General features: G+C 61.3%; 12 protein-coding genes. 6 read left to right on the forward strand and 6 right to left on the reverse strand.

The features are described 5' to 3' along the window. Positions 1–20: 20 nt before the first annotated feature. A complete protein-coding gene (locus tag RNA01_RS08815) occupies positions 21–1,475 on the reverse strand; it encodes a TrkH family potassium uptake protein (protein WP_147179614.1) in 1,455 nt (484 codons plus the stop codon). Between the two features lie 98 nt (positions 1,476–1,573). On the opposite strand from RNA01_RS08815, the gene ilvA reads away from it, so the two are divergent. The 4 genes from ilvA (at position 1,574) to RNA01_RS08835 (ending at position 7,940) form a co-directional block, all read left to right on the forward strand. After that, positions 1,574–2,824 carry a threonine ammonia-lyase gene (ilvA, locus tag RNA01_RS08820; RefSeq protein WP_170253404.1) on the forward strand — a complete coding sequence of 417 codons (1,251 nt, stop codon included), beginning with the start codon at positions 1,574–1,576 and terminating at the stop codon, positions 2,822–2,824. 69 nt (positions 2,825–2,893) lie between these two features. Next, complete coding sequence (locus tag RNA01_RS08825; RefSeq protein WP_147179615.1) at positions 2,894–3,217, forward strand: HlyU family transcriptional regulator; 324 nt, start codon at positions 2,894–2,896, stop codon at positions 3,215–3,217. Positions 3,218–3,451: 234 nt separating this feature from the next. Continuing rightward, positions 3,452–6,670 (forward strand): ammonium transporter, encoded by a 3,219-nt coding sequence (amt, locus tag RNA01_RS08830; protein ID WP_235916530.1) that lies wholly within the window; start codon positions 3,452–3,454, stop codon positions 6,668–6,670. 1 nt (position 6,671) lies between these two features. Continuing rightward, the gene (locus RNA01_RS08835) at positions 6,672–7,940 is read left to right on the forward strand and encodes a GGDEF domain-containing protein (RefSeq protein ID WP_147179616.1); all 1,269 of its coding nucleotides are present in this window, start codon (positions 6,672–6,674) and stop codon (positions 7,938–7,940) included. Here the strand turns inward: RNA01_RS08835 and RNA01_RS08840 are convergent. Then, on the reverse strand, positions 7,937–8,554 hold the full coding sequence (locus RNA01_RS08840) for an FMN-dependent NADH-azoreductase (protein WP_147179617.1): 618 nt from the start codon (positions 8,552–8,554) through the stop codon (positions 7,937–7,939). The two genes, RNA01_RS08835 and RNA01_RS08840, sit on opposite strands and share 4 nt — an antisense overlap. A 143-nt stretch (positions 8,555–8,697) precedes the next feature. Here RNA01_RS08840 and RNA01_RS08845 point away from each other — a divergent pair, with 143 nt between their 5' ends. After that, a complete protein-coding gene (locus tag RNA01_RS08845) occupies positions 8,698–9,666 on the forward strand; it encodes a LysR family transcriptional regulator (RefSeq protein ID WP_147179618.1) in 969 nt (322 codons plus the stop codon). Positions 9,667–9,707: 41 nt separating this feature from the next. Here RNA01_RS08845 and RNA01_RS08850 read toward each other — a convergent pair whose 3' ends face one another. The 3 genes from RNA01_RS08850 to RNA01_RS08860 all read right to left on the reverse strand — a co-directional run bounded on the left by RNA01_RS08850 (position 9,708) and on the right by RNA01_RS08860 (position 12,768). After that, a complete protein-coding gene (locus RNA01_RS08850) occupies positions 9,708–11,702 on the reverse strand; it encodes a bifunctional 2',3'-cyclic-nucleotide 2'-phosphodiesterase/3'-nucleotidase (protein WP_147179619.1) in 1,995 nt (664 codons plus the stop codon). A gap of 154 nt (positions 11,703–11,856) precedes the next feature. Continuing rightward, a complete protein-coding gene (locus RNA01_RS08855) occupies positions 11,857–12,192 on the reverse strand; it encodes a PilZ domain-containing protein (RefSeq protein ID WP_147179620.1) in 336 nt (111 codons plus the stop codon). Between the two features lie 114 nt (positions 12,193–12,306). Further along, on the reverse strand, positions 12,307–12,768 hold the full coding sequence (locus tag RNA01_RS08860) for an Lrp/AsnC family transcriptional regulator (protein WP_147179621.1): 462 nt from the start codon (positions 12,766–12,768) through the stop codon (positions 12,307–12,309). A gap of 154 nt (positions 12,769–12,922) precedes the next feature. Between RNA01_RS08860 and ald the strand changes: the two genes are divergently transcribed. After that, on the forward strand, positions 12,923–14,041 hold the full coding sequence (gene ald / locus RNA01_RS08865; protein ID WP_147179622.1) for an alanine dehydrogenase: 1,119 nt from the start codon (positions 12,923–12,925) through the stop codon (positions 14,039–14,041). Between the two features lie 114 nt (positions 14,042–14,155). Here ald and RNA01_RS08870 read toward each other — a convergent pair whose 3' ends face one another. Next, positions 14,156–14,629: a DUF1203 domain-containing protein gene (locus RNA01_RS08870; RefSeq protein ID WP_147179623.1), complete on the reverse strand. Its 474-nt coding sequence runs from the start codon at positions 14,627–14,629 to the stop codon at positions 14,156–14,158. Positions 14,630–14,748 lie beyond the last annotated feature (119 nt).

Raw genomic sequence — 14,748 nt, forward strand, 5'->3', positions numbered from 1 at the left:
CGGCATCGTCAAGGGTTTCGTCAGGTGCGCCAGAAAATCGGAACGAGCAGGACGAGCACGGACAGGACCTCGAGGCGGCCGAGCAGCATCATCAGTGCGAGCAGGTAGAGTTCTGGGTCATTCATCGTGGCGAAATTGCCTGATGGTCCGATCAGCGTGCTGACGCCGGGGCCGACATTGGCCAGCGCTGTAATGACCGCCGAGGCCGCTGTAGTGAAATCATAACCGAGCGCGGCCATGGCCAGGCTGCCGATGACCCACAGGAAGGTGAAGACGCTGAAGAACAGGAAGATGGTACGCTGGGTTTCGGCATCGACCGTCTGCTTGCCGTAACGCACAGAATAGACGGCATTCGGGTAGATCAGCTTCTTGAGGCCGGTGGTGATGACGTTGAACAGGATGACGAATCGATAGGCCTTGATGCCGCCGGCGGTCGAGCCGGAGCACCCTCCCATGAAGGTGGCGAAGAAGGCCGCCATCACGACGAAAGGCCCCCAGAGCAGATAGTCCTGGCTGGCAAAGCCGGTGGTCGACAGGAGCGAGGCGAAGTTGAAGTAGGAATGAGTCAGGGCATCGGTCATCGCGACGCCGTTCGCCAAATGATTGTAGATCGCGGTCGAGATGGCGAAAGCAGAGACATAGCCGAGGAAGACGAGGATCTGCGGGTCGCGCAGGGCGTCCAGTCGTCCACGCACGGCAAAGACGATCAGGATCGAGAAGGGCAGGCTGCAGAGTGTCATGAAAAAGGTCGCGATCCACAGGATCGCATCGCTCTGGAAATAGCCGAACGAGGCGTCATGGGTTGAGAAGCCCGCCGTCGCCACCGTTGAGAAGGCATGGTTGATGGCATCGAAATGGCTCATGCCGGCAGAATCATAGGCAATTGCGCATAATAAGGTAATGCCGACGTAAATCGCCATGAAGGCCCGCGTGAAAGTCGCCAGCCGGGCAAACGGCTTGTCGTTGGTGTCGGACGATTCCATCTTGAAAAAGGACATGCCGCCGACCCTGAGGAAGGGCAGGACGAAGAGCCCGAGGGCCACGATGCCGATGCCGCCGAGCCAGGCGATTAGCGAGCGCCACATCAAGAGGCCGGGTGGCATGGTGTCGAGGCCGGAGATGACGGAGGAGCCGGTGGTGGTGATCCCCGACATGGCTTCGAACAGCGCCTGGGCAAAGCTGAGGTGGGGGCTGGAGAACATGAACGGAATGGCGCCGACGAGGGCGAACACGGCCCACAGCACATTGACCAGCAAAAAGCCGAGGCGCCTGCTGAAGATCGGCGGCGGACCGCGCGTCGCCATGGCCGCCATCAGCGAGATCCCACCGACCATGAAGGCGCAGGTGGCAAAGACGCGCCAGTCAGAGTGGCCGTAATAGAGGTCGACCATGGCCGGAACAAGCATGGCGGTCGAAAGGTACAGGCCGCATAGGGCGGCGATGTAGATGACGGAACGGAGGAGGCTGGCGTTCAAGAAAATGTCCCGATCTGGTTGCCGCGCAAAGAAGCTTTGTCTCCGCCACGTCTCTATGCCATAGCGGGACCGTGGTGAAAATTCAACGGATGGAAGACGTGATCGAGAAGGACGTAGAGGCCGCGGTTGAAGCGCTGCGAGAGCTTTTCCCGCCAACCCCGCTGCAACTTAACGAATATCTGAGTGGCCGATATGGCGCGAGTGTCTACCTCAAGCGCGAGGATCTGACGCCGGTCCGATCCTACAAGATTCGCGGGGCCTTCAACTTCCTGCGCAAGATCGTCGCTGACGGTGCGGCGGGAAAGACCTTCGTCTGTGCCTCGGCCGGCAACCACGCTCAAGGCTTCGCCTTTGCCTGCCGTCATTTTGGCGTGCCGGGTGTTGTCTTCATGCCGGTGACCACGCCGCAACAGAAGATCGACAAGACCCGTACCTTCGGCGGTGAGTTTATCACCATTCGCCTGTTTGGCGATATTTTCGACCAATGCTACGCCGCGGCCCGCGAGCATGTGGAGGCGATCGGGGGCTTCATGGTGCCGCCCTTCGATCATGAGGACATCATTGAGGGGCAGGCGACGGTGGCGGCGGAGATCGTCGCGCAACTGCCGGAAGGCGTGACGCCGGATCTATTCGTCGTGCCGGTCGGCGGTGGCGGCCTTTCCGCCGGCCTCACCGGCTACCTGGCCAGCCGATTTGCGCCGCAGTCCTTTTTGTTTACCGAGCCGGCCGGGGCGCCGAGCCTGAAAAAGAGCCTTGAGCAGGGTCGGATCGTCACGCTGCCGAAGGTCGACAATTTCGTCGATGGCGCGGCCGTGGCACGGATTGGCGACCTCAATTTTTCTGCGCTGAAGGGCTTCCCCGCTGAACAGGTGATGCTAATCCCGGAAAACGCCGTCTGCGTGACGATCACCGAAATGCTCAATGTCGAGGGTGTGGTGCTCGAGCCGGCGGGGGCGCTGTCGATCGCCGCGCTCGAGCGGCTGGGACGGGACAGGCTCGAAGGCAAGACGGTCGTTGCGGTCGTCAGCGGAGGCAATTTCGACTTCGAGCGGCTGCCGGACGTCAAGGAGCGTGCGATGCGCTATGCCGGCCTGAAGAAATACTTCATCCTGCGCCTGCCGCAGCGTCCTGGTGCGTTGCGCGATTTCCTCAATCTGCTCGGGCCAGACGATGATATCGCCCGCTTTGAATATCTGAAGAAGTCGGCCCGCAATTTTGGTTCGATCCTAATCGGCATCGAAACGCGGGATAGCAAGGGCTTTGCTGATCTCCTTTCCCGCTTTGAGGCTGCCGGCCTCGGCTATGAGGACATTACGGAGAACGAGATTCTCGCCAACCTGATCATCTGATCCGGCCAACGATGGAGGGGCGCGGCGGCCGGGCTTTCGGCCGCTCCAGGAATATGCTAGGCAAACCGCATGTCGATTTTGTCCAACCTCTTCTCATTGTTTGCCGGCGGCCCCAAAGCGGAAAAGGCTTCGGCCGGCCCGGTTGCCGAACCGCAGGTTCATCAGGATTGCCTGATCCATGCCAGTCCGATCCGCGAGGGCAGCCATCTGAGGCTTGCCGGTCGGATCGAAAAACAGGTGGACGGTGAAACGCTGGAGCGCGTCTTCATCCGCGCCGACGTCTTCACGTCGGAACAGGACGCCCTGGATTGCACTTTCCGCAAGGCCCGGCAGATCATCGGCCAGAACGGCGCATCGCTGTTTGCCGATGGCGCCAAGTCGCGCAACGTCTGACGCCGACTAAAGCGCCGCGCGCCTTTTCAGGCGTGCAAAGGCCGCGCTAACACTGTGAAACAGCGCATTGGCCAGAAAGCAGAGACGTTTTTCGTCCGCGACGATGCGCTGGAGGTCGCCGCAGGAACCCTCACGCCCCGAATGCCCGACATGCTGAAAAATCCGTTAAAGCGATCACTGATTGTTAAGTGATTTTCGCTTCTATGGTGCAGTGCATAATTTCGGGATCTCCCTGTGAAACGTCATTTCAGGCGCCTTCGACCGTTTGTGTCCGGATGGCTGCGTCCCTTTATGGGCGCGGTGGCCTGCGCCGTTGTTGCTGGTGGTGCGCTGGCAGATGAGACGGTGAAACTGGCGACGGAGCAAAGCGTCGACCTTGTCTGGGTGATGACCGCCGCGGCTCTGGTGCTGATGATGCAGGTCGGCTTCCTGCTGCTCGAAGCCGGCATGGTGCGATCGAAGAACTCTATCAACGTCGCGCAGAAGAACCTTCTTGATTTCGCCTTTGCGGTGGTCGGTTTCGCTGCGGTCGGATTCATGCTGGCCTTCGGCGCCTCGTCGTGGCTGCCGATCGGCATCGATGGGGATTATTTCCTGCTGGGGTCAGTTGATGACTGGGAGGCGGGTTTCTTCGTCTTCCAGGTGATGTTCTGCGGCACGGCGGCCACAATCGTTTCCGGGGCCGTGGCCGAACGGATGAAACTTGTGGCCTACGTGATCGGGTCGCTGGTGTTGTCAGCGTTGATCTATCCGATCTTCGTCCACTGGGCTTGGGGTGCCGCACTTGCGCCGAATTCCGGCGCCTTCCTTGGCAACCTTGGCTTTGTCGATTTCGCCGGTTCGACGGTGGTGCACGCCACCGGCGGCTGGATCTCGCTTGCTGCCTGCCTGGTGATCGGTCCGCGACTCGGCCGCTTTGATCCGCTTGGCCGGCCGATCCGTATCGCCGGCCACAGCCCGGTACTCTCCACCACCGGTGCTCTCCTGCTGTTCTTCGGCTGGATAGGCTTCAATGGTGGCTCGACGCTCCATGCCTCGACCGAGGTCGCGCCGATCATCTTGAACACCGTGCTGGCTGGGGGAATCGGCACCTGCATCGGCTATGTCATCGGCCATGTCCAGGATGGGGTCGTTTTGCCGGAGAAGTCGCTTTCCGGCATGCTGGGCGGGCTGGTGGCGGTGACGGCCGGTTGTCACGTCCTGGAACCTGGCGGCGCCTTGGTCATAGGCGCCATCGGTTCGATGGTGGCGGTCTACGGTAACGACCTGCTCGAACGCCGATTCAAGATCGACGACGCCGTTGGCGCGATTGGGGTTCACGCCTTCGCCGGTGTTGCCGGAACGCTGGCGCTTGCGCTTCTGGCGCCGGTCGAGCGGCTGCCGGCGGGCTCGCGTTTCGATCAGCTCTATATCCAGGTCTTCGGCGCCGCGCTGAATTTCTACTGGTCCTTCTGTCTAGGCTATCTGCTTTTTGCCGTGCTCAACAGATTCATGCGCATCCGCGTCACAGTCGAGATCGAGGAGATCGGGCTGAACGTCTCGGAGCACGGCAGCCGTCTGGGCGTCGGTCATGTGGAAGCGGCGCTTGCCAATCTCGTCGGCGGCACAGCTGATCTGCACCACCGCCTGCCGGTGGTCGCAGGAGACGAAGCGGAGAAGCTGACCGCGCTGTTCAACAGTCTGATGGACAATATCGAGATCGAGGAGCGATCACGCGAGGAGTTACGGGCGCTCCGGCGGGATCATGAGGAGTCGGAACGCGTCACGGCACTCGCCAATGCGACCTCCGAGGCGATCGTCATTCATGAGAGCGGTATCATCATCGACGGCAACCAGCGACTCGCCGAGCTGATCGGCATCACGCTGCCGGAAATGATCGGCCGTTCTATCTTTGATTTCCTGCCGCAAGCCGATTTTGTCGAGATGAATGAAACGGTTTCGTCTGGCCGCGACTTCAACCGCGAGATCAATCTGAGGCGTGTGGACGGAGAAGTCGTGCCGATCGAGGCGCGAGGCCGCAACATCGTCTACCGTGGCAAGGCCATGCGAATTGGCTGCCTGGTCGACCTGAGGGAGCGGAAGCTGGCGGAAAACCACATTCGCTACCTTGCCTTGCATGATCCGCTGACCGGGCTGCCGAACAGGGCGCTGTTCAACGAGAAGCTGGCCGAGAGCGTGTTGGCGGCGCATCAGGGCCGTGGCTGCGCACTCGTGATGGTCGACCTTGATCACTTCAAGGATATCAACGACGTGCATGGCCATCCGGCCGGCGATGCGGTGATTCGCCAGACGGCGCAACGGTTGCAGTCGATTCTAGGGCGGCACGACATCGCCGCGCGCCTCGGCGGCGATGAATTCGCCGTGATCCTGAGCAATATCGATTTTCATGCCCAGGTCGAAGATGTCTGCCACAGGCTCGTCCATGCCTTCCGCAGTGCATTTGAAATCGATGGTGGCGACAAGGTTCGTTGCGGGGTGAGCATCGGAGCCGCGCTTTGCCCGGAACATGCCGAAAGCGCGGAGGAATTGATCGGGCGTGCAGACATTGCGCTTTATCATGCCAAGAACTCCGGCCGAAACACCTTCGAAGTCTTCCGGGCCGGCATGAATGAGCTGATCGAGAAACGCCGGGCGCTGGAGGTCGACATGGACGCCGCCCTTCTCAATGGCGAGTATGAGCTCTTCTTGCAGCCGCGGGTCTTGGCAAGGACGGCGGAAATTACGTCCTATGAGGCGCTGATCCGGTGGCACCATCCCGAGCGCGGGCTGGTCAGTCCTGTGGATTTCATCCCGGTTGCCGAAGCATCGGGCCGCATCATCGCGCTTGGCGAATGGGTCATTCGCGAGGCGTGCAGGGTCCTCGCGGAAACAGAGGTCGAGAGGCTGTCGATCAATGTCAGTCCGTTACAGTTTCGCCATGGCGATTTCCACCAGCGGCTGAGCGAGATCGTGCTTGAGGCTGGGGTAGCACCGGACAGGCTGGAGCTGGAAATCACAGAAAGCGTACTGATCGACGATGATCAGCGGGCTCTGATGCTGCTGACCGCGCTCAAGGAGGACGGTTTCACCATCGCCCTCGATGATTTCGGCACAGGCTATTCCTCGCTCAGTTACCTCAGCCGCTTTCCATTCGACGCAATCAAGATCGATCGCGGTTTTGTCAGCAATTGCGGTGAGGAGGAGAGTGCGGCCGCGATCGTCCACGCCATCATTCATCTCGGCACCAGCCTCGGTATGCGGGTGGTGGCGGAAGGGGTGGAGACGTTCGAGCAGGCACTGTTCCTCTCCCGGTCCGGATGTGACGAAATGCAGGGTTATCTGCTCGGAAAGCCCCAACCGATCTCCTGCCTCGCCACGAGCGTATCGGAGGCTGTCGCAGCGGTGCTGACCGGGCTTACGGCCCAGGAACGACTGAAGCAACCGGCGGCGACCATAGACAGGGTGGCCGGCTGACATGGTGGAAAACTGGAACCTCGTCCTGTTCGTCTGTGAGGCGGTTCTCTATTTCGCCGTGATGACGGCTCTCCTGCATCTTCGTCACCGGATAGGCCTCGGCGTGTTCCTGACCGCGCTCGGTGTCATGCATTTCGTCGAGACCTATCTCGCTGCCGTGTTCTATGTCTCTCTGCCCTTCGGAGTCGTGTCGCCGGGTTCTTCGGTGTTTTTCGCCGGCAAACTGATGATGATCCTGATGCTCTATATCCAGGAGGACGCCTCGATTGTGCGTCAGCCGATCTATGGCCTGTTCCTCGGCAATCTCGTCACCCTGGTGATCGCACAAGTGCTCATGCTGCACCAGACAACCGAACCGGCCGCTAGCCAGGTCGCCGACATGGGCTTTCTCAGCGACATGGGCCTGTTGATGCTCTGGGGCACGACCCTGCTCTATGTCGACGCGCTGGGGATCATTCTGCTCTACGAACGGCTCGGCAAATTCCTGCCGCGGCGCGCGATTCTGCGTTTTGGCCTGAGTGGCGCAATTATGCTGAGCTTCGATCAGGTCGGATTCTACGCTCTGCTCAGTCAGCTTTACGACGCGCCGGCCGCGGTTTTATGGGGTGGCTGGAAGGCGAAGATGGTCGCCGTCGCCCTCTATGCCGGTCTGTTCGCGCTTTATCAGTTTGTCTTTCGCGGCAATGGCGCGCTGCAGTCGCGCCGACCTATCCGCGATATTTTCAGCGACCTGACCTTCCGCGAGCGCTACGAAGACCTCCTGGCCCGCACCGGGCGCGACGTGCTGACCGGCGTCTACGACCGCAGCCGAATGGAGATCGAGGCGCCGCGTCTGGTGCGCGAATCATTGCGCTCCGGCGTGGCTATCAGCTTGGTGATTGTCGATGTCGATCACTTCAAATCGATCAACGACAGGTTCGGACACTTGAGCGGCGACGACTTGCTGCGCCAGATCGCCAATGCCTTGCAACAGGGGATCGGCGCAGACGATCATCTGTTTCGCTACGGCGGCGAGGAATTCGTCATCCTGCTGCCCCATGCCGACCATGAGCAAGCGTTGTCGCGTAGCCGGCACGTCTGCGCCGCGATCAGTGAGACAATTCGCAACAGGGCGGGTGAGGCGATGAGCATCAGTCTCGGCGTGGCCACTGCGCCGGAGGACGGCAGCAGCTTCAACATCCTTCTGGCCGAGGCCGACGAGCGGCTCTATATGGCCAAGAATGCCGGCCGCAACCGGGTGGTCGGGCGGCCGGCAGAGCAAGCGGATTAGGCGGCGCGGGCCAGTTCGCGGGCCTTTTCTCCGGCTTCGGAAATCGCCTTTTCGGCCGCTTCGGGGCCATAGGCAATGCCTTCGATCCGAATCGTCTCCACATCGGTGACGCCGAGGAAGGCGAGGACGGAGCGCAGATAGGGTTCCGCGAAGTCGAGCGCTGCGCCGGGGCCGGATGAGTAGATGCCACCCGAGGCGATCACCAGATAGGCCTTCTTGCCAGTCGCCAGACCGACTGGGCCGTTTTCGGAGTACTGGAAGGTGCGGCCAGCACGGGCGACGTGGTCGATCCAGGACTTGAGGATCGACGAGATACCGAAATTGATGAAGCCGGTCGAAAGCACGATCGTGTCGGCGGCGAGCAGTTCGTCGACCGCGGCGTCCGAGACGGCGATGGCCTCCGCCTGTGCGGGGGTGCGGTCTTCCGGCGCGAGACGAATGGCAGCGGAGAAGTCGGCGCCGATATGGGGCAGGGGCGCGTGGGAGAGGTCGCGTTCGACGACGGATGCGCCGGTGGTCTTGGCAGCAAGGTCGTCGGCGAGCTGGCGGGCGATCTTGCTGGAGAGCGAATCGTCGCCGCGCGTGCTGCCGGTCACGAGGAGGATGGAGGACATGTGTAAAACCTTTGCAGTGGAATGGCTGTACCGCCGGCGGCCCTGGGAGCTGACCTCAAACGGCTCGCCACAGATAATCCGCGTTTCCTATCGATTGAACTGTGATAATATGAATTAAGTTCATCGATAGAATGGATGGAGCTGTGCTACCCAATCCCACCCTCGACCAATTGCAGGTTTTCGTCGCCGTCGCAGAGACCGGCAGTTTCTCCGCCGCGGCTCGCCATCTCCATCGGGCCCAGTCGGTCATCAGCTACACGATCGGCAATCTCGAGGCCCAATTGCAACTGACCTTGCTTGAGCGTAGCGGTTCACGTCAACCCGTCCTGACCGAGGCGGGAAGGGCGATCCTTGAGGATGCGCGGCGCATGCTCGCCGATCTCGATGCCCTGCGAGCGCGAAGCAAGACACTGACCGAGGGGCTCGAAGGCGAGGTGAAGCTCGCCGTCAGCGTGATGGTTCCAGATGCGATCCTGGTTAATGTGCTACGCTCCTTCCAGCAGGGCTTTCCGACCGTTCGGCTGCGTCTTTCTGTCGGTAATCCCTTCCTTGTCAGCCGACTGCTCGCCCAGCGCGCCGTCGATGTCGGCATCGGCGGTTCGATGGAGATGCCGGCGGAGGGGATTACCGGCGAGCGGATCGGCGTTTCCTTCCTGACCCCGGTGGCCGCTGCCGGCCATGGTTTGGCCAAGCTCGGACGGCGTCTTTCGGTTTCAGACGTGCGTGATGAGATCCAGATCGTCGTCTCCGATTCGACTGCACCGAGCGACAGCCGCGACTTCAACGTTTTTTCGCGCCGCACCTGGCGGGTGAGCGACATGGCGACGAAGAAGCAATTGATCGTCGGCGGGCTCGGCTGGGGCGGCGTGCCGGTGGCGATGATGCGCGACGAACTGGCGAGCGGCCTGCTGGTCCGCCTCGACGTCGATGCCTATGAGACGGTGGACTATCCGATTTTCGCTTGCTGGCCGGCGGCAAGCCCGCCGGGACCGGCGGCCAAATGGCTGGTGGACCAGTTCGGCGCGACACTGGCGCAGTGCCCGACCTCGGTGTCGGATGCGTTGCGGCTGGACGACGATGTCATGTTCCGCGCGCCGGCCGGAGCCGGCTGACGCGGGGGCCTTCGACGCCCCCGCGACCAGTGGCGCTGTCCTTAGAGAAGCAGCCGGAACCTTGCAAAGCCCTCGGCGCCGTCACCGGCCTCCTCGATCTTTGCACCCTTGACCGCCGCGGCATACTGCCGGCCCTTCGGACCGCTCTCGAAGATCGCCGTCGTGCCCGCCATCGGTGCGAACGACCAGTTGCCATCGGCCGACGGATTGATCTCGCCCTTATCGATTATGTAGCGGACGATCACGTCGCGGTTGGTGTCAGGCGCGACGAAGACCACCTTGTCGGCGGCGATCTCGGGGAACTTGCCGCCACCGCCGGCGCGGTAATTGTTGGTGGCGACGACGAATTTCTGCGCCGGATCGATCGGTTTGCCGTCGAACATCAGGTTGACGATCCGGTTGGCTTCCGGGTGGACGGCCTTGCCGTCCTTGTCGAACTTCGCCGGTTGCGACAGGTCGATCTGGTAGGTGACGCCGTCGATCACGTCGTAATTATAGGAAGGGAAGGCGGAATTGATCAGTGGCTGGTCCTTCTCGCCCGGCTTCAACTGGTTGAACATGCCGGCTGACATCTCCAGCCAGTTCCTGACTTGCTCGCCAGTGATCGCCACGGCCTGCATGGTATTGGGATAGAGATAGAGGTCGGCGACGTTCTTGATGGCGATGTCGCCAGCCGCGACGTCGGTGAAATAGTCCGCGCCGCCGCGTCCGCCGGCCTTGAACGGGGCGGCGGCCGAAAGCACCGGGAGGTCCTTGTAAGGCCCGTCTTTCAGCATGTCCTTGATATACCAGGTCTGGGCATTGGAGACGATCTGAACGGAGGGATCGTCGGCGACGAGGGCGAAATAGGAGTAGAGCGGCGCCGATGTCTTGCCGACCGGGGTGCGGACATAGTCGAGGGTGGCTGCGTGCTCCTCGGTGACCGAGGCGACGACCTCGGCCTTATCGGTGACGTCGGCGATGACCTTACGATTCTCGTCGCGGTGATAGATAGGTCGGGCCTCGCAGGTGAAATCGACGATCCTCCAGCCCTTGCCCTCTTTCTCGATCAGAAGATCAATCAGGCCCATATGCGAGCCCCAGAAGCCAGCCATGACCGCCGGCTTGCCGAGCAGCGTGCCCTTGACCGGATCGACGCCCTCGATGCCGACGAAATCTTTGGGCCCCGGGAAGACCAGATGTTGGTGGCCGGTGAAGATCGCGTCGATGCCTTCCACTTCTGCTAGATAGAGTGAGGCATTTTCCATGCGTTCGCTCAGCCCCTTGCCGTCGATGCCTGAGTGGGAAAGGGCGATGACGAGATCGGCGCCTTCCTCCTTCATCACCGGCACCCAGGCGCGCGCCGCCTCGACGATGTCGCGGGTCTGGCCCTTGCCCTCCAGGTTTTTGGCGTCCCACAGCATGATCTGTGGCGGCACGAAGCCGATGAACCCGACCTTGATCGGCGCCTGGCCGCCGGTCCCGTCCTTGATCATTTTTTCGACGATGACATAGGGCTTGAAGTGCAGCGCGTCGTCCTTCGGACTGGCGGCAAGCTGGCCCTTGGTGAGATTGGCGCAGACGATCGGGAAGTTCGCTCCGCCGAGCGTGTTGAACATGAAGTCGAGGCCGTAGTTGAACTCGTGGTTGCCGAGTGTGCCGCAATCATAGCCGAGCACGTTCATCGCCTTGATGACCGGATGGAGGTCGCCCGCCTTCATGCCCTTCTTGTAGGCCATGTAGTCGCCCATCGGATTGCCTTGCAGAAGATCACCATTGTCGACCAGCATGGAATTGCCAGCCTCGGCGCGGATCCGGTCGATGATCGAGGCGGTGCGGGCGATGCCCATCGTGTCGTTCGGCTTGTCGGCGTAATAGTCGTACGGCATCACATTGACATGGATGTCGGTCGTTTCCATCAGCCGGAGATGCGCCTGGGCGGCATTGCCGTTGGCGCGCACGGCGAAGGGATGAAGCGTGATCAGTGCCGTGGCGGCGGCAAAGCCGCCGAGGAATGCACGGCGCGACATCGGGTGGAGGTCGATCAGGGACGACATGGGGGCTCCTTGGCAAGAAGGTCTCGACGTTGAGACTAGGTCTGTTTGCGAAGGAGTGCATCTGTAAAAAGACAGGGGTGCGACACGGGCAGACGGCGTTACAACGAGCGTGACCGATCGAATGCCGTCGCTCGGACCGCTCCGATTCTGGTCGTTAGCGCGTCAGCACCGGCCGCACTTCCCGGTGGAAGTGGCGGAAATAGGCAGACATCTGCGCCAGCGTGTTGCTGTTCTGTTTTATCTGCACGCCGAGGAAGCCGTTGCGTGCCCAGCGCACAGTGCCTTCGATCAGGCCGATGTCGTCGGTTTGAATCAGTACGTTGCTGCCCGTCGAGGCATGCAGCCTGCCCTTCAGTTCTATGGCGATACCGGTTCGCGAAATGTTGAGGATGCGACCTTCGGCTTCCTGGTTGAAATGCCGGACCTTGCCGGTGAGACGGCAGCGGCTTCGCGCGGCCTTGCGGACTTCGATCGCCAGTCTGGATTGCATCGTATCCCCCATGTGTCGAATTTGGCGCAGAATGGCGCAAAAGCCTTGCTGCCGCCTCAAACCAAACACTCAAATGCGAGCGATTTCGGTCTTTCTTGTCGGGATTTTCCCGCTCTATAGTCCGACATTCGAGCGTTCGATCACCTCGCGCAGTGCGAAACTCGAATTGATCCTCACCACATGGGGCAGTGCCGAGAGAAAGTCGCGGTGAATGCGCTCGTAGTCCTCAAGATCCTTGGCCGCGACCCGCAGGATGTAGTCGTATTCGCCTGACATCAGGTAACAGACCAGCACGTTCGGGCATTTCTTCACCGCGGCTTCGAATTCCGACAGTGTCTTGGCGAACTGGCCGGACAGTGAGATGTGGACGATGGCGACCATCTTGTAGTCAAGCGCCTTGTGCGACAGGCGCGCGTGATAGCCACTGATGATGCCCGAGCGTTCGAGTAGGTCGTGGCGCCGCGAACAAGCCGAGGGACTGAGGCCGACCTTCTGCGCAAGCTCCGCGTTGGTGATGCGGCCGTTGTGCTGGAGTGCCTTGAGGATGGCAAGATCGATGGTGTCGAGATCAGACATTCGAAGAACCTGCGACGCTTTCCTAGAATACGCAATAATCCTCGAAAAATGGCGCTCTGCAAGCTGAATTCGCAAGGACATTTTCCGGCCTCAGGTGCTTGAATTCGCGCCTTGATCAATGACCGGCGGCAAGTCGGCACGAGAGGAACAAAAAATGCGCGTTGGATGCCCCAAGGAAATCAAGAATCACGAATATCGCGTCGGCCTGACGCCCGGAGCTGTGCGCGAATACGTGGCTCACGGCCATGACGTGCTGATCGAGACCGGCGCCGGTGCCGGTATCGGTGCCGATGACGACGCCTATGCCGCGGCCGGTGCGCAGATCGCGGCATCAGCCAAAGACGTGTTCGAAAGGTCGGACATGATCGTCAAGGTCAAGGAACCGCAGCCGGGTGAGTGGACTCAACTGCATGAAGGTCAGATCCTCTACACCTACCTGCATCTGGCGCCCGATCCGGAGCAGACCAAGGGCCTGCTCGAGAGCGGCGTGACGGCCGTCGCCTATGAAACGGTGACCGACGAGCGCGGTGGCCTGCCGTTGCTGGCGCCGATGTCGGAAGTAGCCGGCCGTCTTGCCATCCAGGCGGGCGCGACCGCATTGCAGAAGGCGCATGGCGGCAGCGGCATTCTGCTCGGCGGCGTGCCGGGTGTTCTGCCGGCCAAGGTTGCCGTCATCGGCGGTGGCGTGGTTGGGCTGCATGCCGCGCGCATGGCCGTCGGTCTCGGCGCAGACGTCACCATCATCGACCGCTCGCTGCCGCGCCTGCGCCAGCTTGACGATCTGTTCGTCGGGCGCATCCATACCGTCTACTCGACGATCGACGACCTGGAGCGCGAAGTGTTCGCTGCCGATTTGGTCATCGGTGCAGTCTTGATCCCAGGAGCCGCCGCACCAAAGCTCGTTACCCGCGAGATGTTGTCGGGCATGAAGACCGGATCGGTGATTGTCGACGTGGCGATTGATCAGGGGGGCTGTTTTGAGACCTCGCACGCAACCACCCATTCCGATCCGACCTATGTGGTTGACGGCGTGGTGCACTATTGCGTCGCCAACATGCCGGGCGCAGTGCCGGTCACCTCGGCACATGCGTTGAACAATGCCACGCTGGTGTATGGGCTGGCGCTTGCCGACCGCGGTCTGCGGGCCATCACTGAGGACCGCCATCTGCGCAACGGGCTCAACGTTCATCGCGGTCGCATCACCAACCGTCCCGTCGCCGAGGCGCTTGGCTACGAGATGCATGCCCCCGAACAGGTGCTCAACGTCGCCTGAGACGTCGATCCGACTTTCTATCCGCAGAGCATTGCGTCAGGTCCGCTTCGTATTGCTTGATTGCGGGTGAGGGGCCGGCCTATCCCATCGGCCGGCCCCTTTTTTCGTATGCTGTCAGGTACGGTCGATCCGGCACTGGTAGCAGTTGTTGCGCGCCGAGCGCACGTGGACATAGGCGATGTCATCGCGTGAAAGCAGATCATTGGCCCGGGCCTCGATATTTTCCCTCAAGGTAACGGCACCCGTGCCGTAGACGATGCGGTCGTCACGGTCGTAGCCGCGCAGGATGAAATCCGGGCTATCGGTCAATACCGGCGGCAGGATCTCGCCCGCCTCAAAGCGCGCGCAAGGCTCTGCATGGAGGAAGATCGGCCCGGTTTCGGCATAGGGCTGGAGTGCCGGGAAGGGGCGGTAGGCGAGCGTCAAGTAGGCTTGGCCTTCGGCGATGAAGTCGAGGCAGTGACGGCAGGGATAGCCACCGCCATGAGTGATGCGGCGCTCGGGCGAAAGCCCGTAGGCGTCAAGACCGCCGTCCCAGAGATCTTCGGCGGCGCTGGTGGGAATGGCGGTGAAATGGATCGCTGTCATAAAGGGCTCCTGTTTGTTGCTCCCTTCCATCGAACGAAGCCTCCCGCCGGGCCACCCGTTTCCTGCCGATATTTCATGAGATGCACCCATATTTGGGCATTTCCCCGTCGCATCGGATC

Origin of the sequence: Paenirhizobium naphthalenivorans, assembly GCF_007992095.1 — a bacterium.
GTDB classification, from domain to species: Bacteria; Pseudomonadota; Alphaproteobacteria; order Rhizobiales; family Rhizobiaceae; genus Allorhizobium; species Allorhizobium naphthalenivorans.